The 24,455-nt window shown below is 67.7% G+C and carries 20 protein-coding genes; 16 read left to right on the top strand and 4 right to left on the bottom strand.

What is annotated here, in order from left to right; translation table 11 throughout:
- Nucleotides 1–101: 101 nt before the first annotated feature.
- On the bottom strand, nt 102–746 hold the full coding sequence (locus N440_RS14110) for a hypothetical protein (protein ID WP_006466035.1): 645 nt from the start codon (nt 744–746) through the stop codon (nt 102–104).
- 208 nt (nt 747–954) lie between these two features.
- A complete protein-coding gene (locus N440_RS14105; protein WP_133935456.1) occupies nt 955–3,378 on the bottom strand; it encodes a penicillin-binding protein 1A in 2,424 nt (807 codons plus the stop codon).
- A gap of 219 nt (nt 3,379–3,597) precedes the next feature.
- Here N440_RS14105 and N440_RS14100 point away from each other — a divergent pair, with 219 nt between their 5' ends.
- From N440_RS14100 to tkt, 13 genes are all read left to right on the top strand, one after another.
- A complete protein-coding gene (locus N440_RS14100; protein ID WP_133935455.1) occupies nt 3,598–4,656 on the top strand; it encodes a pilus assembly protein PilM in 1,059 nt (352 codons plus the stop codon).
- Nucleotides 4,656–5,549 (top strand): PilN domain-containing protein, encoded by an 894-nt coding sequence (locus N440_RS14095; RefSeq protein WP_133935454.1) that lies wholly within the window; start codon nt 4,656–4,658, stop codon nt 5,547–5,549. The genes N440_RS14100 and N440_RS14095 overlap by 1 nt, the downstream gene beginning before the upstream one ends.
- On the top strand, nt 5,546–6,220 hold the full coding sequence (gene pilO, locus N440_RS14090) for a type 4a pilus biogenesis protein PilO (RefSeq protein ID WP_006465991.1): 675 nt from the start codon (nt 5,546–5,548) through the stop codon (nt 6,218–6,220). Before N440_RS14095 ends, pilO begins: the two co-directional genes overlap by 4 nt.
- Nucleotides 6,220–6,753 (top strand): pilus assembly protein PilP, encoded by a 534-nt coding sequence (locus tag N440_RS14085; RefSeq protein ID WP_006465989.1) that lies wholly within the window; start codon nt 6,220–6,222, stop codon nt 6,751–6,753. Before pilO ends, N440_RS14085 begins: the two co-directional genes overlap by 1 nt.
- A 21-nt stretch (nt 6,754–6,774) precedes the next feature.
- Nucleotides 6,775–8,739, top strand: coding sequence for a type IV pilus secretin PilQ family protein (locus tag N440_RS14080; protein ID WP_133935453.1), 1,965 nt, complete (start codon nt 6,775–6,777; stop codon nt 8,737–8,739).
- A gap of 167 nt (nt 8,740–8,906) precedes the next feature.
- Nucleotides 8,907–9,932 (top strand): MoxR family ATPase, encoded by a 1,026-nt coding sequence (locus N440_RS14075; protein ID WP_133935452.1) that lies wholly within the window; start codon nt 8,907–8,909, stop codon nt 9,930–9,932.
- 8 nt (nt 9,933–9,940) lie between these two features.
- Nucleotides 9,941–10,870: a DUF58 domain-containing protein gene (locus N440_RS14070; RefSeq protein WP_133935451.1), complete on the top strand. Its 930-nt coding sequence runs from the start codon at nt 9,941–9,943 to the stop codon at nt 10,868–10,870.
- A complete protein-coding gene (locus N440_RS14065; RefSeq protein WP_133935450.1) occupies nt 10,867–11,316 on the top strand; it encodes a DUF4381 family protein in 450 nt (149 codons plus the stop codon). The genes N440_RS14070 and N440_RS14065 overlap by 4 nt, the downstream gene beginning before the upstream one ends.
- Nucleotides 11,313–12,317 (top strand): VWA domain-containing protein, encoded by a 1,005-nt coding sequence (locus N440_RS14060; protein ID WP_133935449.1) that lies wholly within the window; start codon nt 11,313–11,315, stop codon nt 12,315–12,317. The genes N440_RS14065 and N440_RS14060 overlap by 4 nt, the downstream gene beginning before the upstream one ends.
- Complete coding sequence (locus tag N440_RS14055) at nt 12,314–14,158, top strand: tetratricopeptide repeat protein (RefSeq protein WP_133935448.1); 1,845 nt, start codon at nt 12,314–12,316, stop codon at nt 14,156–14,158. Before N440_RS14060 ends, N440_RS14055 begins: the two co-directional genes overlap by 4 nt.
- The gene (locus N440_RS14050) at nt 14,155–15,879 is read left to right on the top strand and encodes a BatD family protein (protein ID WP_133935447.1); all 1,725 of its coding nucleotides are present in this window, start codon (nt 14,155–14,157) and stop codon (nt 15,877–15,879) included. The genes N440_RS14055 and N440_RS14050 overlap by 4 nt, the downstream gene beginning before the upstream one ends.
- 57 nt (nt 15,880–15,936) lie before the next feature.
- A complete protein-coding gene (locus N440_RS14045) occupies nt 15,937–17,256 on the top strand; it encodes a dicarboxylate/amino acid:cation symporter (protein WP_006465816.1) in 1,320 nt (439 codons plus the stop codon).
- 198 nt (nt 17,257–17,454) lie between these two features.
- Complete coding sequence (tkt, locus tag N440_RS14040; protein ID WP_133935446.1) at nt 17,455–19,452, top strand: transketolase; 1,998 nt, start codon at nt 17,455–17,457, stop codon at nt 19,450–19,452.
- A 125-nt stretch (nt 19,453–19,577) separates the two neighbouring features.
- Here tkt and N440_RS14035 read toward each other — a convergent pair whose 3' ends face one another.
- Nucleotides 19,578–21,530, bottom strand: a complete 1,953-nt coding sequence (locus N440_RS14035) for an acetyl-CoA hydrolase/transferase C-terminal domain-containing protein (RefSeq protein WP_133935445.1) — start codon at nt 21,528–21,530, stop codon at nt 19,578–19,580.
- A gap of 34 nt (nt 21,531–21,564) precedes the next feature.
- Entirely contained in the window at nt 21,565–22,122 is a 558-nt protein-coding gene (locus N440_RS14030) for a flavin reductase family protein (protein WP_133935444.1), read from the bottom strand.
- A gap of 118 nt (nt 22,123–22,240) precedes the next feature.
- On the opposite strand from N440_RS14030, the gene N440_RS14025 reads away from it, so the two are divergent.
- The 3 genes from N440_RS14025 to N440_RS14015 are packed head-to-tail and all read left to right on the top strand — an operon-like array spanning nt 22,241 to nt 24,397.
- A complete protein-coding gene (locus N440_RS14025; protein ID WP_133935443.1) occupies nt 22,241–22,606 on the top strand; it encodes a BlaI/MecI/CopY family transcriptional regulator in 366 nt (121 codons plus the stop codon).
- Nucleotides 22,599–23,840: a TonB family protein gene (locus N440_RS14020; RefSeq protein ID WP_133935442.1), complete on the top strand. Its 1,242-nt coding sequence runs from the start codon at nt 22,599–22,601 to the stop codon at nt 23,838–23,840. The genes N440_RS14025 and N440_RS14020 overlap by 8 nt, the downstream gene beginning before the upstream one ends.
- Complete coding sequence (locus N440_RS14015) at nt 23,837–24,397, top strand: hypothetical protein (protein WP_133935441.1); 561 nt, start codon at nt 23,837–23,839, stop codon at nt 24,395–24,397. Before N440_RS14020 ends, N440_RS14015 begins: the two co-directional genes overlap by 4 nt.
- The last annotated feature ends 58 nt before the right edge of the window (nt 24,398–24,455 follow it).

Here is a 24,455-nt window from a genome sequence, read left to right as displayed (position 1 = left end):
AGCCATGCCCGGCTGCTTTTTGGTCGGGTACCCGGATATCCGAAGCAAAGTGCGGACCGACGGTCCGCACCCACCATAGGCCGCGAGAGACTGCGGCCCCCTTATCCGCCGATGTAGGCGGTGATCTCGGCCTCGGCCAGCACCTGCCGCAGCTGTGCCACGGAGGCACGCCGCATCGGCTTCTCGTCCACCGGCGACAGTGGCGCCTGGCGCAGGGCGTCATAGGGCAGCACCGCCAGGTCGAAGGTCAGCTCTTCGGCACTGAATACCCAGACCGGCACGTCGAGGCTGCGCTCGCGGTCCATGCGCAGCCGGCGCGTGCGCGATTCGGCGGGAATGCCGTGCTCGTCCAGGAAGCGGTGCACGGCCTCCGGGTCGTCGCTGTGCAGGTGCAGCTGCACGGGGCTGTTGGCGTCGGCGGTGCCCTCCAGCACCGGGCCGGCCAGGCGCGGGGCGAAGCCGTGCAGGAACTCCAGGGCGCGCATCGCGGCTTCGCGGCGGCGCTGCAGTTCGTTGCCATGCTGCGGCCCTGAGAACAGCCGCTGGTACTCGCGCAGGGCGTCCTCGATCTCGGTGTTGCGGGGCAGGGAGGCATCGTCGTGGATGCCGAGGCGGCTGGCGGCCTTCAACTTGGCCTGGTGGTAGTCGCGGATGCCGCCTTCGGCCATCAGGCGGGCGGCTTCGTGGGCGAGGCGGTGACGCCGCTCGCGGGTCTGGCTGGCAGCATGCTGGCGCGCGCGATGCATGCGATGACTCCTGTTGCGACCTGGCTACAGACTAGCGCACGGATGTGACATCTGCGTGGGTATTTCGCGGAGGTGCCAACCAAGGTTGGCACCCACCAACGCTCTGGTAGGTGCCGACCTTGGTCGGCACGGGGCGCCAACCAAGGTTGGCAGCTACCAGGGGCGGCATCTGTGCCAACCCAAGGTCGGCACCCACCCGGACCCTTCCTCAGAAGATATCGAACGCGGCGGCGTCGGCCTGCGGCGTATTGAGGTTCAGGTCGTAGTCGGTCAGGCGGTCCATGTCTTCCACCTTCACCCACTCGGTCGCGCCGTTGAGGGTGGCCTGGACCATGCCGCTGGGCGGGTCGTTCTGCGCGATCGGGGTGTCCTTCAGCGCGGTGCGCATGTAGTCGATCCAGATCGGCAGGGCGGCCTTGCCACCGTATTCGCGGTAGCCCAGCGAGCGGAAGTCGTCGCGGCCGACCCACACGGTGGTCACGTACGGGCCGCCGAAACCGGAGAACCAGGCGTCGCGGTGGTCGTTGGTGGAGCCGGTCTTGCCGCCCACGTCCTCGCGGCCGAGCACCTTGGCCTGGACGCCGGTACCGCGCTGGACCACGTCGCGCATCATCGACACCAGCTGGTAAGCGGTGCGGGCGTCGATCGCACGCGGGGCGGTGCGGGCATCGGGGTTGGCCGGTACGGCAGCGGTTTCGGTCTTGGCTTCGGCCTTGGCTGCCGCAGCGGGGTCCACCTTCGGTGCCGGGGCACCGAAGTTGAAGCCGTCCACGACCTGGTTGACCGGCTGGTCGCTGCTGCCGGCGCACTCGCGGCAGGCCAGCGCCGGGTTTTCCTTGAACACCAGGTTGCCGTCACGGTCGTTGACCTGGTCGATCAGCCAGGTGTCCACGCGCGAACCGCCATTGGCGAACACGGCGTAGCCACGGGCCACCGACAGCGGGGTGAGCGAGGCGGTGCCCAGCGACATCGACAGGTTCGGCGGCAGTTCCGATTCGGCGAAACCAAATTCGCTGATGTACTTACGCGCGTAGTCCACGCCCATGCCGTCAAGCAGGCGCACCGAGACCAGGTTGCGCGACTGCACCAGTGCTTCGCGCAGGCGCATCGGGCCGCGGAAGCCGCCGCCGTCGTTCTGCGGGGCCCAGGTCTTGCCGCGGCGGTCGCGGAACACGACCGGGGCGTCGAGCACGATCGAGGCCGGGTTGTAGCCCTTGTCGAAGGCGGCCGCGTAGACGAACGGCTTGAAGCTCGAGCCCGGCTGGCGACGGGCCTGGGTGGCACGGTTGAACTTGTTGCCGGAGAAGCTGAAGCCACCGACCAGCGCCTTCAACGCGCCGCTGTGGGCATCCAGCGAGACCAGCGCGGACTGGCCGCGCGGCAGCTGGTCCAGCAGCCACTCACCGTCCTTGGCGCCGGCACGTACGCGCACGATGTCGCCGCGCTGCACCAGCTTGCCCGGGGTCTTGTTGGTCCACTTGGCGGCGCCGGCCGGCAGCACGATCTCGCTGCGGTTGGCCAGCACCACGGTGGCGCTGCCGTCGGCGCCGGTGCTGGCGACGATCGCCGGCAGCAGGCCGGACTGGCCGAACATGCCGCGCAGGTGCTCGGCGAGGGCGGCGGCATCTTCGCCGGCCCCCACCTGGACCTGCTTCTCCACGCCGTGCCAGCCGTGGCGGTGGTCGTACAGCAGCAGGCCATCGCGGACGGCCAGGTTGGCGGCGGTCTGCAGGGTCGAGTCGATGGTGGTGGTGACGTGGTAACCCTTGTTGACCACGTCGCCGCCGAAGCGGGCGATCATTTCCTGGCGCACCAGTTCGGCCACGTAGGGGGCATCGACCTGCACCGGCGGCTCGTGCGCGCTGGCATGCATCGGCACTGCCTTGGCGGCGTCGGCCTCGGCCTGGGTGACGAACTTCAGGTCGGCCATGCGCTGCAGCACGTAGTTGTCGCGGCGCTGGCGGGCACGCTCCGGGTTGGAGATCGGGTTGCCGGAAGAGGGGAACTTGGGGATGCCGGCCAGCGAGGCCATCTCGTCCAGGTTCAGTTCGCCCAGCTTCTTGCCGTAATAGAACTCGGCGGCGGCGGCCACGCCGTAGGCGCGGTTGCCGAAGAAACTCTTGTTCAGGTACAGCTCGAAGATCTCGTCCTTGCTCAGCTCGGACTCGATCTTCCGCGCCAGCAGGATCTCGGCCAGCTTGCGGGTATAGCTGTACTCGGAGCTGAGGAAGAACTGGCGGGCGACCTGCTGGGTGATGGTCGAACCACCCGGCACGCGCTTGTCGTTGGTGGTGGCCAGCAGCCACACCGCGCGGCCGATGCCCATGTAGTCCACGCCGCCATGCTCGTAGAAGCGGGCATCCTCGGTGGCCAGGAACGCCTGCTTCAGGCGCTCGGGCACGTCCTTCATGGTGACCGGGGTACGGCGGGTCTCGCCGAACACCGCCATCAGCTTGCCGTCGGCGGCATAGACGTACATGGGCTCCTGCATCTCCACGTCGCGCAGGGTCTGCACGTCGGGAAGCTTGGAGGATACGGCGTAGTACAGACCGCCCACGGCGGCCGCGCCGATCAGCGCCAGGACCAGGACAATCAGGAAGATCCAGCGCAGCCAGCGGCGGAGTCGAGTCATCGGGTTCAGATTCCGATTGCGAATTTCGTGGTCGCAGAGTATAGATTACGCAAGGTGGCGGCTGGGGTCGGCACTGGGGAGCGCAAGGGGAACTGCCAGGGGCTGCAACGTGAATCCGTGAGGGACTTCACAGCAGGGCCGTTGCCATTTGCTAAGAATACGTTATTAATGCTCGGACGCAGGTCTTGTGTCCAAGTGCCCGTCGGCAGGGGAGAAACCGTGGGGCTCATCCCAAAAAGTCAGTCGCCGCTTGTAGGCGTCGACATCAGTTCGACTGCGGTAAAGCTTTTGCAGCTGTCCCGCAGCGGCAATCGTTTCCGTGTGGAACACTATGCTGTGGAACCACTTCCGCCGAATGCGGTGGTGGAGAAGAACATCGTGGAGGTGGAAGCGGTCGGTGAGGCCATCCGCCGGGCGATGAACCGTTCAGGCAGCAAGGCCAGACTGGCCGCTGCCGCCGTCGCCGGGTCGGCGGTGATCACCAAGGTGATCCCGATGCCGGCCGAGCTCGACGAGAACGACATGGAAGCCCAGATCGAGCTGGAAGCGGTCAACTACATCCCGTATCCGATCGAGGAAGTGAACCTGGACTTCGAGGTGATCGGGGCGATCCCGAACAACCCCGAGATGGTGCAGGTGCTGCTGGCCGCGTCGCGTTCGGAGAACGTGGAGCTGCGCCAGTCGGCGCTGGAGCTCGGTGGCCTGCAGGCCAAGGTGATGGACGTGGAGGCCTTCGCGGTCGAGAACGCCTACGCCCTGGTCGCCAGCGAGCTGCCGGTGTCCATCGACGGTGTCGTCGCGCTGGTCGACATCGGCGCGACCATGACCACCCTCAATGTCCTGCGCGGCGGCCGCAGCCTGTACAGCCGCGAACAGGTGTTCGGTGGCAAGCAGCTGACCGACGAGATCATGCGCCGCTATGGCCTGAGCTACGAGGAAGCCGGCCTGGCCAAGCGCCAGGGCGGGTTGCCGGAAAGCTACGAGATGGAAGTGCTGGAACCGTTCAAGGAAGCGACGGTGCAGCAGATCAGCCGCCTGCTGCAGTTCTTCTATGCAGGCAGTGAGTTCAACCGCGTCGATCACATCGTGCTGGCCGGCGGCTGTGCCGTGCTGGGTGGCCTGCCGGAGATGGTCGAAGAACAGTTGGGCGTGCCGACCGTGGTCGCCAACCCGCTGGCACAGATGACCCTGGGCCCGAAGGTGAACGCGCATGCGCTGGCCCAGGATGCCCCCGCGCTGATGATCGCCACCGGTCTGGCGCTGAGGAGCTTCGACTGATGGCACGCATCAATCTATTGCCCTGGCGCGCCGAGCGGCGCAAGCAACGCCAGCGTGAGTTCTACGCAATGCTGGGCATGGCTGCGATCGGTGGCCTGCTGCTGTCGCTGCTGATCTGGTTCTACTACGACCGCCAGGTGAGCGGCCAGATGGATCGCAATGCCTATCTGTCGGCCGAGATCGAGAAGGTCAAGGAACAGAACAAGGAGATCGACCGCCTCGATGCGCAGAAGGAACGCCTGCTGGCACGCAAGAAGGTGATCGAGGAACTGCAGGCCAAGCGCTCGCAGATGGTCCATCTGTTCGATGCGCTGGTGCGTACGATTCCCGATGGCGTGGTGCTGACCGCACTGAAGCAGGAAGGCGACGTGCTGACCCTGGAAGGCCGTACCCAGTCCAACGCCCGTGTTTCGGCCTACATGCGCAACCTGGACACCTCCGGCTGGATGACCAATCCGGAGCTGTCGATCATCGAGGCGCGTGAGCCGGAGAAGGACAAGGACGGCAAGACCGGTCCGGTCACCGACATCAAGGCACTGCCGTACGTGTTCGTGGTCAAGGTGAAGCTGCCGGCACAGAGCGAAGAAGTTGCGGCGACGCCGGGCCTGAACGCAGATGGCACGGTTGTTTCGGCACCCTCGGCTGCGGTGACCCCGCTTGCCGCAGGCCCGGACGCCGCCACACCTGCCACGCCTGCCGCCCCGGCTGCGGCTCCGGCCGCGAATGCGCCAGCACCGGCTCCGGCCGCGCCTGCCGCGACGCCGGCCACCGCACCGGCCAAGCCGAACCAGCCGGCAGCACCGGCTGCCAAGCCGGCGCCGAAGCCTGAGGGAAGCCGCCTGGCGCAGCCGCCGCAGGCCTTCATCGCGCTGCTGCAGGGGGACCGCGCATGAGCCAGAAGATCGATCTGAAGAACCTCGATTTCAACGACATCGGTAACTGGCCGCAGAAGGCCAAGATCGTCTTCTGCTCGGTGCTGGCGCTGGTGATCATGTTCCTGGCGTGGATGCTGCTGATCAGCGGCAAGCGCGAGGAACTTGCTGGCCTGGAATCGAAGGAAGTCGAGCTGCGTTCCGAGTTCACCAAGCAGCAGGAACGCGCGGTGAACCTGGCCCCGCTGAAGCAGCAGCTGGCGCAGATGGAGCAGGTGCTGCAGCAGATGCTGCGGCAGCTGCCGAGCAAGACGGAAATGCCCGACCTGATCATCGACATCTCGCAGACCGCGTTGTCCAGCGGCCTGGCCAACGAGCTGTTCGAGCCCGAGCAGGAGCAGGTCAAGGAGTTCTACGCCGAGAAGCCGATCAAGCTGCGGATGGTGGGCAGCTACCACCAGTTCGGCGCGTTCGTCAGCGGCGTGGCATCGCTGCCGCGGGTGGTGATCCTGACCATGCACGACATCAACCTCAAGCCCAAGGACAAGTCCAAGGGCAACGTGCGTAGCGGTGCGCTGGAGCTGTCCGGCACGGTCAAGACCTATCGCTACCTGGACGAGACCGAAGTGCAGGCGCAGCAGGCTGCTGCCGATGCCGAGGCGAAGAAGAAGGGCAAGGGGGGCAAGAAGTGATGCGCACGTACATCGCACGCGGTGCAATGGCGTTGGCGGTCCTGTTGCTGGCCGCCTGCGGCCGCGGCGTGACCAGCACGCCCGGCGACGCCCCCAACCTGGAAAAGTGGGTGGAAGGCGAGCGGGCTCGGCCGGCGCAGCCGCTGGAGCCGCTGCCGGTGATGCAGCAGTTCGAGACCTTCGAGTATTCGGCGCAGGGCATGCGTGACCCGTTCACCGATGCCTGGACCAATCCGCAGCAGGGGAATGGCGGATTGCGTCCGGATCCGAACCGGCGCAAGGAGCCGCTGGAAGGCTTCCCGCTGGACGCACTGGACATGGTCGGCACCATCGGCACGGGTGCAGGCGTCGTCGCGCTGGTGATGGGGCCGGACAAGGTGACCTACCGGGTGCGCCCGGGCGGTTACCTGGGACAGAGCGACGGGCGGATCACGGCGGTCTTTGAAGACCGCGTGGAGCTGATCGAACTGGTGCCGGATGGTGCGGGCGGCTGGCTGGAACGGCCGGCAACGCTCTCGCTTGAAGATCAATGATCGTTTACTGGGGATAGCACGATGACCTTTCACCAAGCCAAGGGGCTGCGTCCCATCCGGCGCTCTACCTTGAACCGTGTCAGCGCGTTGGGAGTCGCGCTGATGCTGGCCTGCGCTCCGGCGCTGGCTGCCACGCCGGCGGAAAAGCCGGCCGGCGCCACCGTGGCCGCGGCCGTCGCACCGACAGGCCTGTCGGTGGCGAAGATTGATTTCAAGCGCGGCGATGATGGTGCCGGTCGCCTGATCGTCCAGTTCGACGGGCAGGGTGCGGTGCCGGACCTGCGCACGCAGGGCAACAGCGTGGTGGTCGATGTCGGCAACGCCCGGTTGCCGGCCAACCTGCAGAAGCCGATGAACGTCACCGACTTCGCAACGCCGGTGCAGCGCATCGACGCCAAGCCCTCCGGCGCGGGTACCCAGCTGGTCCTGAGCACCGGCGGTGCGGTGGATTCGCTGGCCTACCAGAGTGGCAACGAATACGTGGTCGAGATCAGCCCGCGTCAGGCGCCGGCGGCAGTCGGTGCGGTCACTGCGGGCAGCGTTGCGCAGGCCGCCAAGGCCGTGGGCCAGCGCGGTTTCACCGGCAAGCCGGTGACCTTCAACTTCCAGGACGTGCCGGTGCGCACCGTGCTGCAGTTGATCGCCGAAGAATCCAACCTCAACGTGGTGGCGTCCGATTCGGTGCAGGGCAATGTGACCCTGCGCCTGGTCAACGTGCCGTGGGACCAGGCGCTGGACATCGTGCTGCGGGCCAAGGGCCTGGACAAGCGTCGCGACGGCAGCGTGATCTGGGTTGCGCCGCAGGCCGAGCTGGCCAAGTTCGAGCAGGAGAAGGAAGACGCGCGCATCGCCATCGAGAACCGCGAAGACCTGGTTACCGATTACGTGCAGATCAACTACCACAGCGCCACGCAGATCTTCAAGGCACTGACCGAAGCCAAGGGTATCGGCGGCGGTGGCGGCAACGGCAGCAGCGGTGGTTCGGCGTCGCAGGAAGACAGTGGCTTCCTGTCCTCGCGTGGCCGCATCGTGGCCGACGAACGCACCAATACGCTGATGATCAGCGACATCCCGAAGAAGATCGCGCGCATGCGTGAACTGATCGGCGTGATCGACCGGCCGGTCGACCAGGTGCTGATCGAAAGCCGTATCGTCATCGCCACCGATACGTTTGCCCGCGAGCTGGGTGCCAAGTTCGGCATCAGCGGCAGCCGCGACAACGTGTACTTCAGTGGTGACCTGGAATCCAACCGCAAGACCCGCCAGTCGCAGGCGGATACCTCGGCCGCCAATGCCAAGGCCTATCGCGATTGGGAAGCGGGTGGCAGCGTTGGACCGGCACCGGTGCCGCTGCTTCCGGCCATCACCCGTGGCCTGAACTTCAACCTGCCTGCCGCTTCGACCGCCACCCCGGGCTCGTTGGCGCTGTCGATCCTCAATGCCGGCTACCTGCTGGACGTGGAGCTGTCGGCGATGCAGGAAGAGGCGCGTGGCGAAGTGATCTCCAACCCGCGCGTGGTGACCACCAACCAGCGTGAGGCACTGATCAAGCAGGGCAAGGAAATCGGCTACGTCACCATCAGTGGTGGCGGTACCGGCGGCGTCGCCACGCCCAACGTGCAGTTCAAGGAAGTGGTGCTGGAGCTGAAGGTGACCCCGACCATCACCAACGACAACCGCGTGTTCCTCAACATGCAGCTGAAGAAGGATGAAGTGGAGCGCCTGATCCAGCTGCAGGGCTATGGCACCGTGCCGGAAATCAACCGCCGTGAGGTCAATACCGCGGTGCTGGTGGACGATGGCCAGACCGTCGTGATCGGTGGCGTGTACGAGTTCACCGACCGCAGCAGCGTGAGCAAGGTCCCGTTCCTGGGCGACGTGCCGTTCCTGGGCAACCTGTTCAAGAAGCGCGGCCGCAGCAAGGACAAGGCCGAGCTGCTGGTGTTCGTCACGCCGAAGGTGCTGCGCGTGGCCAAGCAGAACTGAGCCGGTAGCACCTGTTGCAGGAAGAAGGGCCGCCTTGTGCGGCCCTTTTTCGTTGAGACCGGTCACGCGGTGCGCGAAGGGCTGTTCAGCCGTTCTTGATGTCAATCGCAGGGCACCCTGCGATGATGTCGGGAACCCGTGCCGTCCTGCGCCGGTCAAAGGCCCCCATGAACCTGCCTCCGCCGATGCCCGAAATCGTCCCGCCGCCGCCCGCGCCGGCCAGCTCCCGCCTGCACGCCGCCTTCAGCCAGCTGCGCGATGCGCTGTCAGCCGAAATCGTCGGCCAGTCCGCGCTGGTCGAGCGCCTGCTGATCGCGCTGCTGGCCGACGGCCACCTGCTGGTGGAGGGTGCGCCGGGACTGGCCAAGACCACGGCGATCCGTGCGCTGGCAGCACGTCTGGAAGCGGACTTCGCGCGCGTGCAGTTCACCCCGGACCTGCTGCCGGCCGACCTCACCGGCACCGAGATCTGGCGTCCGCAGGAAGGCCGATTCGAATTCGTGCCCGGCCCGATCTTCCACCCGATCCTGCTGGCCGATGAAATCAACCGTGCGCCGGCCAAGGTGCAGTCGGCGCTGCTGGAGGCGATGGGCGAACGCCAGGTCACCGTCGGCCGTCATACGTACGCGCTGCCATCGTTGTTCCTGGTGATGGCCACGCAGAACCCGATCGAGCAGGAAGGCACCTTCCCGCTGCCGGAAGCACAGCTGGATCGCTTCCTGATGCATGTGCGCATCGGCTACCCGGACCAGGCCGCAGAATCGGAGATCCTGCGGCTGGCCCGCGAGCGTGCCCGTGGCGCATTGGGCGAAGCCGCGCCGGCGCCGGAGAAGCTGCCGATGCAGGATGTGTTCGCGGCCCGTCGCGAAGTGCTGGACCTGCACATGGCGCCCGCACTGGAACGCTACCTGATCGAACTGGTGCTGGCTTCGCGCGATCCGTCGCGCTACGACGCCGGCCTCGGTCGCCGCATCGCGTGGGGCGCAAGCCCGCGAGGTTCCATCGCGCTGGAACGCTGCGCTCGTGCGCGCGCCTGGCTGGCCGGCCGCGATTTCGTCACGCCCGATGACGTGCGCGCGGTCGCCGCTGATGTGCTGCGCCATCGCGTGCTGCCCAGTTATGAAGCCACTGCCGAAGGCTGGGATGGCGAGCGCCTGGTGCAGGAGCTGCTGGCCCGGGTGCCGGCACCCTGAGCCTACGCATGACCGATCCATCCCCGGAATCCGCATCCATCGCCAGTGAGGGCGACGGGCTGCGCCCACAGTTGGCCGAACTGGTCGCGCTGCGTCGCCTGGCACAGCGACCGCCGCCGCCACGCCGCGGCCGTGCCGGCAATGCCGGGCAGGCGCCGTCGCCGCTGCGCGGGCGTGGCATGGAGTACGCCGAATCACGCGAGTACGTGGCCGGTGATGATGCACGGCATATCGACTGGCGGGTGACCGCGCGCACCGGTCGTGCCCACACCAAGCTGTTCCAGGCCGAGCGCGAGCGGGTCAGCCTGATCGTGGCCGACACCTCGCCGGCGCTGTATTTTGGCACTCGGGTACGCTTCAAGTCGGTACAGGCTGCACGCGCGGGCGCCGTTGCCGCCTGGTCGGCGCAGCGTCGAGGCGATCGCGTGGGCGCCCTGCGTGGCAGCGACCGCGAGCCACCGGTCGCACCCGCAGGCGGGCCGCGTGGTGTACTGCGCGTACTCGATGCGCTCACCCGCTGGTACGCGCAGCCTCCCGCCGATGATCTTGGCCTCGAGCGCGCACTGGACCACGCCAGTCGCGTGCTGCGCCCCGGCGCGCGCATGCTGGTGCTGGCCGATCCGCAGCAGGCGGCGCGTATTGCGCCGGTGCGCTGGAGCGCGCTGGCCCAGCACCATGACCTCAGCTTGATTCTGCTGGTCGATCCATTGGAACTGCAGCCGCCATCGGCGGCGCTGCAGTTCCAGACCGCGCAGCAGCGCGTTGGACTCGACCTGCGCCGCAGCGACGTGCAGGCGCATTGGCACGCGCATTTCGTCGAGCCGCTGCAGGAACTGCGGCGCCAGCTCGGCGCACGCCGCGTCGATGTGCAGGTGCTGTCCACCGATGCGCCCAGCGATGCGTGGCTGGCCCCGGCGCCGACCGAGGTGCCGGCATGAGCGCCAACCTGCCGCTGCGCGACGTGCAGCTGCCGCCGGCCCCGTCGTGGTGGCCACCGGCACCGGGCTATCTGATGATCGGTGCGGCGGTGCTACTGCTGCTGGTGGTCGTCGCATTCGTGTGGTGGCAGCGTCGCCGCCGTCGGCAGCGCTGGTTGCAGCAGTTCGACAAGGAGCTGGCGGCCTGTACGGACGCCGCGGCGGAACTGGCGGCGATCGCCGGCCTGCTGCGCCGTGCCGCGCGCCAGGCACGGCCAGGCAGTGAATCGTTGCGCGACGACGCATGGTGGCAGCGCGTGGACCCGCAGAACACGCTGTCTGACGCACGGCGCAGCCTGCTGGCCGAGGGCGCCTATCGGCCACGCGTGGATGCCAACGAAGCAGCGGCCGTGCGCAGCTGGTCCCGCGCGCGCTATCTGGCAATGCTGCTGGAGCGTCGGCGATGAATCTGCTGGCGAGTTACTGGCCGTGGCCGGACCTGCAGCTGGCATGGCCGCTGGCGCTGCTGGCGTTGCCGTTGCCGCTGCTGATGTACGCGTGGAAGCGTCGCGCTGACCCCGGCGCGGCGCTGCGCGTGCCGTATGCCGCCAGCGAACTGGAAGCGCTGACCGGTGGTGGCCGCGTCGACGTGTCCTGGCTGCGTACCCTGCTGTTGTGGTTGGGCTGGTGCGCGCTGTGCGTTGCGCTTGCCCGTCCACAGCAACTCGGTGAGGCCATCACCCCACCGCAGCAAGGCCGGCAGATGATGCTGGCAATGGACGTGTCCGGCAGCATGAGTGAAGGCGATATGGTGCTGGGCGGGCAGGCCGTGGATCGCCTCACTGCAGCCAAGGCGGTGCTGGCCGACTTCCTCGACCGCCGCGCCGGTGATCGCATCGGCCTGCTGATCTTTGGTGACCGCGCCTACACGCTGACGCCCCTTACCGCCGACCTGGCCAGTGTGCGCGACCAGCTGCGCGACAGCGTGGTCGGCCTGGCCGGCCGCGAAACCGCCATCGGTGATGCCATCGGCCTGGCGGTGAAGCGCCTGCGCAGCCAGCCCGAAGGCCAGCGCGTACTGATCCTGCTGACCGACGGTGTCAGCAATGCCGGCGTACTGGAGCCGCTGCGCGCGGCCGAAGTTGCCCGCGCCGAGGGCGTACGCATCCACACCGTCGCGTTTGGCGGCGACGGCAGCATGCGCGTGTTCGGCATCTCCATTGCCGCCGACCAGGATCCGGTCGACGAGGCCACATTGAAGAAGATCGCGGGCATGACCGGCGGCCAGTTCTTCCGCGCACGCGATACGGCACAGCTGGCCGGCATCTATGCCGAACTGGACCGGCTGGAGCCGATCGCTGCGAAGGGACCGAGCCTGCGCCCGCGCGAGGAACGCTATGTCTGGCCGCTGGGCCTGGCGTTGTTGCTGGGCGGGCTGGCGTGGCTGTGGCCGGAGCGGCGCCGATGATCGCGTTGGCGTCGAATCTTCCCGACTGGAACGCGCTGCATTTCCTGCGCCCGGAATGGCTGTGGGCCCTGCTGGCGCTGCCGATGATCCTCGCGCTGACGCTGTACCGGCAGCGGCGCAGCGATGCGTGGCGGCAGGCGGTGGATCCCCACCTGTTGCCGCACCTGCTGGCGGCAGGCACGCGTCGTCGTACGCGCCTGCCGTGGGCGCTGCTGCTGGGCTGGACGCTGGCCTCGCTGGCGATGGCCGGGCCAAGCTGGCGGCAGCAGGCGCAGCCGATGTTCCAGGCCAGCGCACCGCTGCTGGTCGTACTGGATCTGTCCAGCCGGATCACCGCCACCGACCTGCCGCCGTCGCGGCTGCTGCAGGCGCGGGCCAAGCTGGGCGAGCTGCTGCGCGCGCGCAAGGGCGGCCAGGTCGGCCTGGTCGTGTATGCCGATGACGCCTATACGGTGGCGCCGTTGACCGATGACGGCAGCAATGTCGCGCTGTATCTGGATGCTTTGTCACCCGAGGTGATGCCGCGCGATGGACAGCGTGCCGATCGCGGTATCGACTGGGCGGCGCAACTGATGCGACAGGTGGCGGCGCTGCAGGGACAGATCCTGCTGGTCACCGACCAGGCCGACAGTGAGGCCGCGCTGGCCGCGGCCCAGGCACGCGGCCTGGGCCTGCAGGTTTCGGTACTGGGGCTGGGTACGCCGGCCGGTGCGGCCTATCGCGATGGCAATGGCCAGATCCGCCAGGCGGCGCTGGATGAGGGCAGCCTGCGCGCTGTGGCCACCGCAGGTGGCGGGCGCTATGCACGCATCGCTGCCGACGATAGTGACCTGCGTGCGCTGGGGGTACTGGATGCACGCCAGGGCACGGCGGCGCAGCGGCCGGGCGAAGGCAAGCAGTGGCGCGATGAAGGCTTCTGGCTGCTGCCGCCGTTGATGCTGCTGGCGCTGCTGGCATTCCGCCGCCGCGCGATGCTGGCCGCGGTGCTGGCCGTTGGCCTGCTGCCCTGGATGGGGGATGTGCAGGCGCAGGCGCCAGCAGCGCCCGCACCGCCGCCCGTGCAGGGCACCCTGTGGAAGCGTGCTGACCAGCTGCAGCACCAGCGCCTGGCCGAAGGTGTGCAGGCGTACCGTAACGGCGACTTCGCCGGTGCACGCAAGCAGTTCGAAGGTATCGACAGCGATGCCGGCTGGTACAACCTGGCCAACGCACTGGCGCGCCAGGGCAACTACGATGAGGCCATCGCCGCTTACGACCGCGCGCTGGCGCTGCACCCGGGCATGGCCGATGCAGTGGCCAACCGTGCCGTGGTCGATGCCGCGCGCAAACGCACGCAGTCGGGTGGCCAGGGCCAGGGTCAGGATCAGCGGAAGCCACAGCAGAGCGGCCCGCAGAAACAGCAGAACGATTCGCAGGGCAAGCAGAATCCGCCAGGCCAGCAACCGCAGCAGGGGCAGAAAGACCCCGGGCAGGGCCAGCCGCAATCGGGGCAGCAGGGCCAGCCCAGGCAGGGCGAGGACACATCCACGTCGAGCCCGCAGCCCGGCGAGCGCGGCCGCGATGGCCAGCAGGCAGCCCCGCAGGTGGAAGATGCCAAGGCGCAGGCGCAGGCCGACGAGCAGCAGCGCCAGCGCATGCAGCAGGCAATGCAGCAGGCACGTGAAGGCAAGGGCGAACAGGATGGCAAGCCCGTGCCAGGCAGCGAAGGCACCACCCCGCGCCAACGCGAGGAGCAACAGGCCGTGGAGGCGTGGATGCGACGCGTACCTGATGATCCGGGCGCGCTGCTGCGAGCCAAGTTCCAGCTGGAAAACGAACGCAGGAAGAGGGAAGGGCGATGACGCGGGTGATCAACATGCACGGGCGCTGGCCCCGGCAGGTACTGGCAGCGCTGCTGCTGTGGCTGCCGCTGCTGGCCTGGGCGCAGCCGCGCGCCTGGCTGGACCGCGATCGCATTGCAATGGGCGATACGGTCACCCTCAATGTCGAGAGCGATCAGGGCGCGCCAGACTTCACGCCACTGCGTACCGACTTCGATCTCAGCGCGCAGACCAGCAGCCGCCAGGTGGAGTGGAGCAACGGCAGCATGCAGCAGCGCAACCTGTACGGCGTGGCGCTGACGCCGCGACGCAGTGGTGCGCTGGTGGTTCCAGGCCTGCAGGTGGGCAGTGTGCGTACCGCGCCGCTGACCCTGCAGGTGGACGCGGCCGCCGTGGCGGGCCCGGACAGCACTGCGATGGCTTTCATCGAGATGGTTGTCGATGACGAAACGCCATACGTGCAGCAGAGCGTGGGCGTGGTGGTGCGGTTGTACTTTGCTTCGCAGCTGGCGTCGGGTGAACTGGTGCTGGATACCCCGGCGGGCGCGTCATTGCAGCGCGTGGGCGATGACCGCACCGATGTGCGCCAGGTCAACGGGCGCCGCTACAACGTGGTCGAGCGCCGCTTCCTGCTGATCCCCGAGCGCAGCGGCGCATTGCGGTTGGCCGGTGCGCGCTTCAGCGGGCGCAGTGCCGGTGGCTTCTTCGACGACTTCTTTGGCGGGGGCGACGGCCGCATGAATGCCACCGGCGCCGACCGCACGTTGCAGGTACAGGCACAACCGGCGCAGGCGCCGCAGCCGTGGCTGCCGCTGCAGAGCCTGCAGTTGCGCTATACCAGTGCGCCGACCAGCGCCCGCACCGGTGAGGCCGCCAACGTGGTGGTCGAAGCGGTTGCCGACGGCGCGACGCGCGCGCAGTTCACCGATCTGCCGGTGCCGGATGTCGGCGCCAATGCGCAGGTGTTCGCCGAACCGGCACAGTACGAAGAGACCTTCAACGGCAGCACGCCACGCCTGAAGATCACCCGCCGCTATTCGATCGTGCCGCGGCAGCCGGGTTCGCTGGTGGTGCCCGGCCCGCGCCTGCCCTGGTGGGATGTGCGCAGCGGCAAGGCACAGGAAGCAACGCTGCCGGACCTGACGCTGACGGTTGCGGCGGGCAATGGCGGCGGCAATACCTCGCCGGCTCCGTTGCCGCCGATCGACACCGACGCCGCGCTGCCCGGCACCGATGGCCAGGACAGCCGCATCGCGGCCACCGACCCGCGCGCCAGCGGCATGGCCGAGCGCCCATGGCCCTGGATGGGCGCGGCGATCGGGCTGGCGCTGCTGTGGCTGCTGACCCTGCTGTGGGGCTGGCAGCGTGGCCGTCGCCCGCGTGCAGCGGCGCCTGTCGCAGGCACGTCCGCTGTGCCGACTGTGCCGACTGTGGCGAGCGGACGTGCCGGCCTGGCCGAACTGCGCCGCGTGCTCGATGGCGAGGGCTTCGACCAGGTGGAAGCACAGCTGTGTGCGATGGCCGGTGTCGAACGTATCGAGCAGGTCATCGCGCGTCTGGACGATCCGGAGCAGCGCCAGGTGTTGCAGGACCTGCAGCAGGCGCGCTGGGGCGGGCAGGGTGATCCGGCGGCGCTGCGTACGCGCCTGCGCACGGCCTTCCGTGACGGACCGCACTGGTCGGCAGCTGCGGGAGCCGCTGACACTGGCCTGGCGCCGCTGTATCCACCGCGGCGAACCTGAACCGGCGCCGCTTGCGCGCTTTGTTAGAGTGCATTCATTTTTCGAGGAAACCCGCGTATGACAGCAGCTGCTGCCGACAAGAAGAAGTTGCCCCTGCACTGGAAGATGGGCATCGGCTTTGCGATCGGCCTGGTCCTGGGACTGACCGTGCACGCCCTGGGTGGCAGCGTCGAGGGTCTGCAGGGCGGTGCCAAGTGGGTAATGGACTACGTCACCACCCCGGCTTCGGGCCTTTTCCTCAATCTGATCTTCATGCTGATCGTGCCGCTGATCTTCTCGGCGCTGATCATGGGCGTGTCGGAGATGGGCGACATCCGCGCCCTCGGCCGTATCGGCTGGAAGACGCTGGCCTATACCGTGCTGCTGTCCGGCATTGCGGTGGGCATCGGCCTGGTGCTGGTCAACGTGCTCAAGCCGGGTGCCGGCGTCGACCCGCAGGTCGCGGCGATGATGCTGTCGGAGAACGCCGAACGCAGCAAGGAGATCGTGGCCGGCATCCATGGCACGCCGAAGGGCATGGACATGCTGCTGTCGATCGTGCCGAGCAACGTGCTGCAGGCCGCGTCTGACAACGGCGCGATCCTGTCGCTGATGTTCTTCGCGCTGATGTTCGGCATCGGCATGGTGCTGACCGACAACGAGAAGGTCGCCCCGCTGCGCCGCGCCATCGAAGGCGTGTTCGAAATCTCGATGACCCTGATCAACCTGGTCATCCGCCTGGCTCCGTACGCGGTGGCCTGCTTCATGTTCAACCTGGCCGCGCTGTTCGGCTTCGAGCTGATCATCCGCCTCGGCGCCTACGTGGGCGTGGTGGTGCTGGCGTTGGGCCTGCACATGATCGTGACCTACGGCACCGCCGTGTGGCTGTCGGGCCGCTCGCCGCTGTCGTTCTTCCGCGATACCCAGGAAGCGACGGTGATGGCGTTCTCCACCGCCTCCAGCAACGCCACCCTGCCGACTGCGCTGCGCGTGGCCGACCAGATGGGCCTGCCGCAGCGTGTGTCGCGCTTCGTGCTGACCGTGGGCGCCACCGCCAACCAGAACGGCACCGCGCTGTTCGAGGGCGTGACGGTGATCTTCCTGGCCCAGTTCTTCGGCGTGGACCTGAGCATCGGCCAGCAGTTCATGGTGATGGCGGTGTGCATCCTCGGTGGCATCGGTACCGCCGGCGTGCCGTCGGGCTCGCTGCCGGTGGTGGCGATGATCTGCGCGATGGTCGGCGTGAACCCGCTGGGCATCGGCCTGATCCTGGGCGTGAACCACTTCCTGGACATGTGCCGCACCGCGCTGAACGTGACCGGCGACCTGGCCCTGACCACGCTGGTGGCCAAGGGCGAGTCCCACGACGGCCCGGCGCTGGGTCCGCAGCAGGACTGAGCCCAGATTCCCGCCCCTGGGCTCCGGGGGCGGTAGTGCCGGCCGCTGGCCGGCAACTGCATGATCTTCATTGAGTTCTGCGCAACTACCGGCCAGCGGCCGGCACGACCGGGTAAGCTGGAACTGACCCCTGCCCGGTGACTATGGGACAATAGGCCGCCCGCACGTCCGCGGCCGCCTCCCGATTCCGACAGAACCATGACGCAGCCTACCCGTCGCCAGTTGGCCAACGCCATCCGCTTCCTTGCCGCCGATGCGGTTGAAACCGCAAAGTCCGGCCACCCCGGCATGCCCATGGGCATGGCCGACATCGCCGAAGTCCTCTGGAACGACTACCTCCGCCATAACCCGAGCAACCCGCACTGGTTCAACCGCGACCGTTTCGTGCTGTCCAACGGCCACGGTTCGATGCTGCAGTACGCGCTGCTGCACCTGAGCGGTTACGACCTGCCGATCGAGCAGCTGAAGCTGTTCCGCCAGCTGGGCAGCCACACCGCCGGCCATCCGGAGCGCCACGAGACCCCGGGCGTGGAAACCACCACCGGCCCGCTGGGCCAGGGTTTCGCCAACGCCGTGGGCTTTGCCCTGGCCGAGAAGCTGCTGGCACAGCGTTTCAACCGCCCGGAGCTGGAAGTGGTCGACCACCGCACCTGGGTGTTCATGGGCGATGGCTGCCTGATGGAAGGCGTCTCGCATGAAGCGGCGTCGCTGGCCGGCACCTGGGGCCTGCACAAGCTGGTCTGCTTCTGGGACAACAACCACATCTCCATCGACGGCAACGTCGAGGGCTGGTTCACCGACAACACCCCGGAGCGTTTCGAGGCCTATGGCTGGAACGTGGTCCGCGATGTTGATGGCCACGACCCGGACAGCATCAAGGCCGGCATCGAGGCCGCGCTGTCGCAGAGCGACAAGCCGACCCTGATCTGCTGCCGCACCACCATTGGGTTTGGTTCGCCGAACAAGGCGGGCAAGGAATCCAGCCACGGCGCACCGCTGGGCAAGGACGAGCTGGAAGCCACCCGCAAGCAGCTGGGCTGGGAATACGGTCCGTTCGAGATCCCGCAGGCGATCTACGACGGCTGGCGCGCCAATGGCGCCGGCACCCTGCGCCAGGCCGAGTGGGAACAGCTGTTCGACAAGTACGCCAGTCAGTATCCGGCGGAAGCGTCCGAGCTGACCCGCCGTTCGCACGGCGAGCTGCCGGCCGACTTCGTTGCCAAGGCCGATGCCTACATCGCCCAGGTGGCCGCTGAAGGCCCGACGATCGCCTCGCGCAAGGCCTCGCAGCTGGCCATCGAAGCCTTCGCCCCGCTGCTGCCGGAAATCGTCGGCGGCTCGGCCGACCTGGCGCACTCGAACCTGACCCTGTGGAAGGGCAGCAAGTCGGTCGCCAGCGACGACGCCAACGCCAACTATGTGTACTACGGCGTGCGCGAGTTCGGCATGACCGCGATTGCCAACGGCCTGGCGCTGCACGGTGGCTTCATTCCGTTCGACGCCACCTTCCTGGTGTTCAGCGACTACGCCCGCAATGGCGTGCGCATGAGCGCGCTGATCCCGGCCCATGCCATCCACGTCTACACCCACGACTCGATCGGCCTGGGCGAAGACGGCCCGACCCACCAGCCGGTGGAGCACTTGGCCTCGCTGCGCTACATCCCGAACAACGATGTGTGGCGCCCGTGCGATGCGGTCGAGTCGGCAGTGAGCTGGAAGGCCGCGATCACCCGCCAGGATGGCCCGAGCTGCCTGGTGTTCAGCCGCCAGAACCTGCCGCACCAGCCGCGCAACGCCGAGCAGATCGCCCAGATCGAGCGCGGCGGCTACGTGCTGGCCGATGCCGCCGGTACCCCGGACGTGATCCTGATCGCTACCGGTTCGGAAGTCTCGCTGGCGACCGAAGCCAAGGCCCAGCTGGATGCGGCCGGCCTCAAGACCCGCGTGGTCTCGATGCCGTCCACCGACGTGTTCCTGCGCCAGGATGCGGCCTACCGTGAATCGGTGCTGCCGAACGCGGTGCGCAAGCGCGTGGCCGTGGAAGCCGGCGTCACCGGCTTCTGGCGCCAGTTCGTCGGCCTGGACGGTGCGGTGATCGGTATCGACACCTTCGGCGCCTCGGCCCCGGCCGACCAGCTGTACAAGCACTTCGGCATCACCACCGCCCACGTGGTGGAAGCGGCGAAGTCGCTGTAAACCGCCTCGCGGTGCAACAAGGGAAAGGCCGGCACACGCCGGCCTTTTCTTTGCCGCAAAAAAGGGGACGGAGGGAATTAAGTCGTTTGTGCACAAACGACTTAATTCCCTCCGTCCCCTTTTTTTCAGGCGGTGCGCGCCAGTGCCAGGCGCAGCAGGCGTGCGTCCAGGCGCTCGGCGAAATCCTTCGGTGCCTGCAGGTCCATGCGCTGCAGGTACACCGCATCGCCATCACCGGCCGGTTGGCGCAGCGCTGCCCAGACGGTGCGCAGCTTGTCGCCACGGGTCTGCGTATTGGCCTTCAACCAGCCCAGCGCCTTCACCAGCACCTGCTCGATCTCGTTGAAGTCGCTGCCCAGCGGATAGTCCGGAAGGCTGCCATCGGCGCGGAACGGTGCCAGTGCCGCAGCCAGTGACTGCGGCGTGTTGCGCTGCAGGCGTTCGGGATCCGGCGGCGTGGCCCTCAACAGCTTGCGCGCGGCATGCGCCTGCTGCAGCAGGCCGGCCTGGAACCGTGCCTCGGTGATCGCGGCCATCGCCTGCACGCAGTCCTCGTCGGTCAATCCGCGCAGATCGGCAATGCCGTATTCGTTGAGGTAGATGTCGCGCAGGTGGCGCGGGATGGTGGTGTGGCCATAGTTCCAGCGCACGTTGGATTCGCGCTGGCCCTTGTCGTCGCGCGCGGCGCGGAACATCAGCACGCTGCGGGCTTCCGGCAGGGCATGTGCCATCGCCACGAAGTTGTACTGGCCGCCCACGCCGGATACCACGCGGCCGTCATCCAGCGCATCCGACACCGCCGCGCCCAGCGCGGTGGCCATCATGCAGGAGTTGAAGAAGCGCGCATGGCGGCGCTGCAGGCGCTCCAGCATCTCGTTGCCGCCGTACAGCTGGTTGATCTCGCTGATGCGACGCATGCCGATCGCGCGGCATTCGTCTTCCGGCAGGGTGCGCAGCCATTCGTAGAACTCCGGCGAGCCGAGGTAGAACGCGCCGTGCAGGTACTCGCCCTCGGCAGCCAGCGTGGCATGGTCGATCGACAGCGTGCTGCCGTTCTCGATGCGCTGCATCAGCGCGAGATCGTCGTGCACCTTGCGCTTGATCACCCCGGTCTGCACCAGGCGGCGGAAGCCCTCGTTGAGCATCTCGCTGCAGCCATACAGGCCTACTTCGAACGGATCCAGGCCACCAATCTCCTGCACCAGCGGGTGGCGGGCCAGCTGTGGATCGAGTGCGTGCAGCACGCGGCGGTAGCGTGCGTTGTCGGTATGGCGCAGCACCAGTGCGTGGCTGAGTGCATCGGCCAGCGTGCCGATGCCGATCTGCAGCGTGCCGCCATCGCGCACCAGGGTGCTGGCATACAGGCCAATGGCATAGTCGGCATCGGCAACCGGCTGGCGCGGCAGGCCGAACAGGGCCGGGTACGGCGGCGGCGGGGTGATCACCAGATCGAAGAACGACACATCGACCGTGGCCGAGCCGCCCAGGTAGGGCAGCTGCGGATCGATCTCGGCGACCAGCAGCGGGCGCGGCAGTCCGCGCGCGGCGATGGCATCCAGCGTGTCCTGGGTGATGTCGTTGTTGCATGACAGCGAGAGCCTGCGGTCATCCGGGCGCATCGCCACCTTCTGCACGATCACCTGCGGCGCGCGCTGGGCGACCGCATCGGCGGCGTGGGTATAGTTCAGGCTGGTATAGCTGGACTGCGCCTGCCGCGAACCGAGCAGGGCGCCGGACTGCATGTAGAACTCTTCCACCTGCACATGGGACGGCAACGCGTCGCGCGCGATCGCATCGGCATAGGCCAGGCGCGGGAAATCGTCGCCGAAATGGCGCTGCGCGAACGGGGCCATGAAGCGCGCTTCCAGGCCATTGCCGCGCGCCTTCGGCGGGTTCAGCGACAGCGCGGTATACAGCTGCAGTGGCCGCGACGGATCCTGCTCGACGCGTGCATACAGCGCATTGAGCAGCCGATGCGGCTTGCCCAGTGCCAGTGGCGCCCCGATCCGCAGCGGCCCGTCCACGCGCGCAAACAACCAGTCGACGGCGGCGTCCAGGTCGGTGAGGTGTTCGGTCATGCGCGGTGGTCCTGCGAGTAGGGGAGTGCTGGCATTACAGCATGTCGGGCTTGAACCGCCGTCGACGCGAGATTTCGGCGCCAGACACCATGAACTGCCCATCGCCCCGGTAATGCACCGTGCGCGGCAGCTTTGGGCGTGGTGCAACATGGGCCCGCACGATTTCCCAGATGAACAGGTTGCTTGATTCCACCTGGCTGTCGTCATGAAGGCGGCATTCGAAGCACGAATGACATTGCCCTACCAGAGGTGCACCGACCTCGCGCGCGGGCTGTGCATCGAGCCCGAAACAGGCGAACTTGTCGACCTCGCGGCCGCTGCAGTTGCCGATGTCCACGACCGTATCGAGCAGCTCCACGCCGGGAACATTGATCACGCACTCGCCGCTGCCCCGCGCCAATGCGTGGCTGTGGTTCTCGTGCCACAGGTAGGTGGCGACCAGCGAAGGCGAGAAGCCCATCACCATGTGCCAGCCCATCGTCATCAGGTTGCGCTGGCCGCGCCACGCGGTGCTGACCAGCACGATCGGGCCGGGTTCGAGGAAGCGGCGGGCCTGCTCGACCGGGAAATCTTGCTTGGGCAGCGCTTTCATCCGGGGCCTCGGGCGGGAGGAACCGATGCTGGCGCAGCCGGGATGAACCTGGAGTCGAGGGGCTTGACATGAGGCTCGATTACGCGCGTAATCAGTTCGTCGATTACGGATGTAAACCATGACCCCGATCAGCGAAGCCGAAGCCGTTGTGATGGAGGTGCTGTGGCAGCAGGCACCGCGTAGCGCCGACGAGGTGGTGGCCGCACTGGCCCACCGCGACTGGGCCGAGCCGACCATCAAGACCCTGCTCAACCGCCTGCTGACCAAGGGCGCAGTCGCCGCCGAGCGCGATGGCCGGCGCTATCTTTACCGGCCGCTGCTACAGCGCCAGGCGTGGGTGGAGGCACAGAGCCAGGACTTCATCGGCCGCGTCTTTGAAGGCCGCGTGGCACCGCTGGTGGCGCACTTCAGCGAACGCGGCCAGCTGAGCGCGCAGGACATCGCCGAACTGAAGAAGCTGATCCAGGAGCTGGACCATGACTGAGCTGCTCGACGGACTGTGGCAGGCCAGCCTGTGGCTGGCGGTGGGCGTGGTCGTGCTGGCCACGCTGCGGCCGTTGCTGGTGCGGCTGGGGGGCGCTGGGTTGGCCTATCGCAGCTGGTGGTTGCTGCCCCTGCTGATGGTGGCGCTGCTGCTGCCGCTGCCCCGGGTTGCATTGCTGCAGCAGGTGCCGACGCTGCCGCTGAAGGTGATGCCCGGCGCCCTCGAGGGCGCGAGCGGTCATGCGCTGCCATGGGCCGGTCTGCTGCTGGTGGCCTGGGCACTGGGGATGGGCGTCTGCCTGCTGCGCGAGCTGCGTGCGCAGCGGCGCTTCGAGCGGCATATGGGCCCGCTGCGGCTGCGTGCCGATGGCAGCTGGCAGGCCAGCGGCGATCCCGGTCTGCCGGCGCTGGTTGGCCTGTGGCGGCCACGCATCGTGGTCGGCCCGGCGTTCGACCAGCAGTTCAGCGCACAGGAGCAGGACCTGATCCTGCAGCACGAGCGCAGCCACCGTCGCAATGGTGACCACTGGGCCAATGGTGCGCTGCTGCTGATGCGCACGGTGTTCTGGTTCCACCCGCTGTTGCCCTGGGCCGCAGGCCGTTTCCTGCGCGAGCAGGAACTGGCCTGCGATGCCCGCACCATGGCCCCGCAGCCCGCGCTGCGCGGCCTCTACGCCAGCACGCTGCTGAAGGCGCAGCTGGTCCATCCGGTTGCGCCCGCGGTGTGCCATTGGCGCAGCCAGCCCGTGTTGAAGGAGCGTATCGCCATGTTGAAGCAGTCCAAGCGGAAGGCATTGCCGTGGGTGTCGGGCCAGGTGCTGGTGGTCGGGGTGTGCCTGGGAATGGGAGCGGTGGCGTGGGCCAGCCAGGGCAGTACGGCGGGAGCGCCGAGGATCGGGGTCGAGCCGTTTGAACACGCTCAGGAGGACGCAGCCAGGGCCGGGTTGGACAGGCCCATCCAGGTCGACAAGATGCCGCCGCCGTCCTATCCGAAGTCTGCAATCGAACAGCGCCAGGTGGGCGTGGTGAACCTGCGCGTGGAGGTGGATGCGCAGGGGCAGCCCACCGAGGTGCGCGTGCTCAGCGCCACCAATCCGGGCGTGTTCGATGCCGTGTCGATGGCGGCTGCGCGCAGCTGGACCTATCGTCCGGCAATGAAGAACGGCAAGCCGGTGGCCGCTGCCGTGCGTATTCCGATCACCTTTGCGATGGACGACACCGAGGACACCCAGTGAAGTCTGCATCGCTGCTGCTGGCCGTACTTCTGGTGGGATGCGTGAGCCAGCAACGCCTGACCACGGTCGATACCCGCAATGAGAGTGTCGGCCACCAGCGGCTGCGGCCGGAGGCGGCGGGCGACAGCGGACAGGTGCAGGCGTATTCGCTGGGCGCCAGTGAGGGCTACCGGATGCCGCAGCTGTACGCGGCACCGGACCCGGAGGTCGGTGATCGTGATCCGCGCGCGGAGCTGGCACCCACCACCATCTGCCTGCAGGTGGTGGTGGACGCCGATGGCGGTGTGGAACGCAGCCTGCCATTGACCGATCGTGCTGAGTGCACAGCCGGGGCTGCACCTGAGAACGCGCCCTTGTTGCAGGCGGCTCAGGACGCGGTGGCGATGTGGAAGTACTCGTCCGCGGCGGTCTGCCATTTCGCGGCTGGCAAGGTGCCTGCCGACCGCGGGGATTGCCGGGGCGCCGAGCGCATCGAGCCGGTGGCGGTCACCCTGCAGTACGCCTTCACCTTCGAGATCGTGAAGGGCCAGCATGTGGTGCGGATGCAGGGCAAATGAGGCGCGTGACGCCTGACGGAATCCGGTAGCGCCGGGCCAGGCCCGGCGAGCACCGCAG

Origin of the sequence: Stenotrophomonas sp. CC22-02 (assembly GCF_004365115.1) — a bacterium.
GTDB classification, from domain to species: Bacteria; Pseudomonadota; Gammaproteobacteria; order Xanthomonadales; family Xanthomonadaceae; genus Stenotrophomonas; species Stenotrophomonas forensis.
This window is presented reverse-complemented; position numbering and strand designations above follow the sequence as displayed.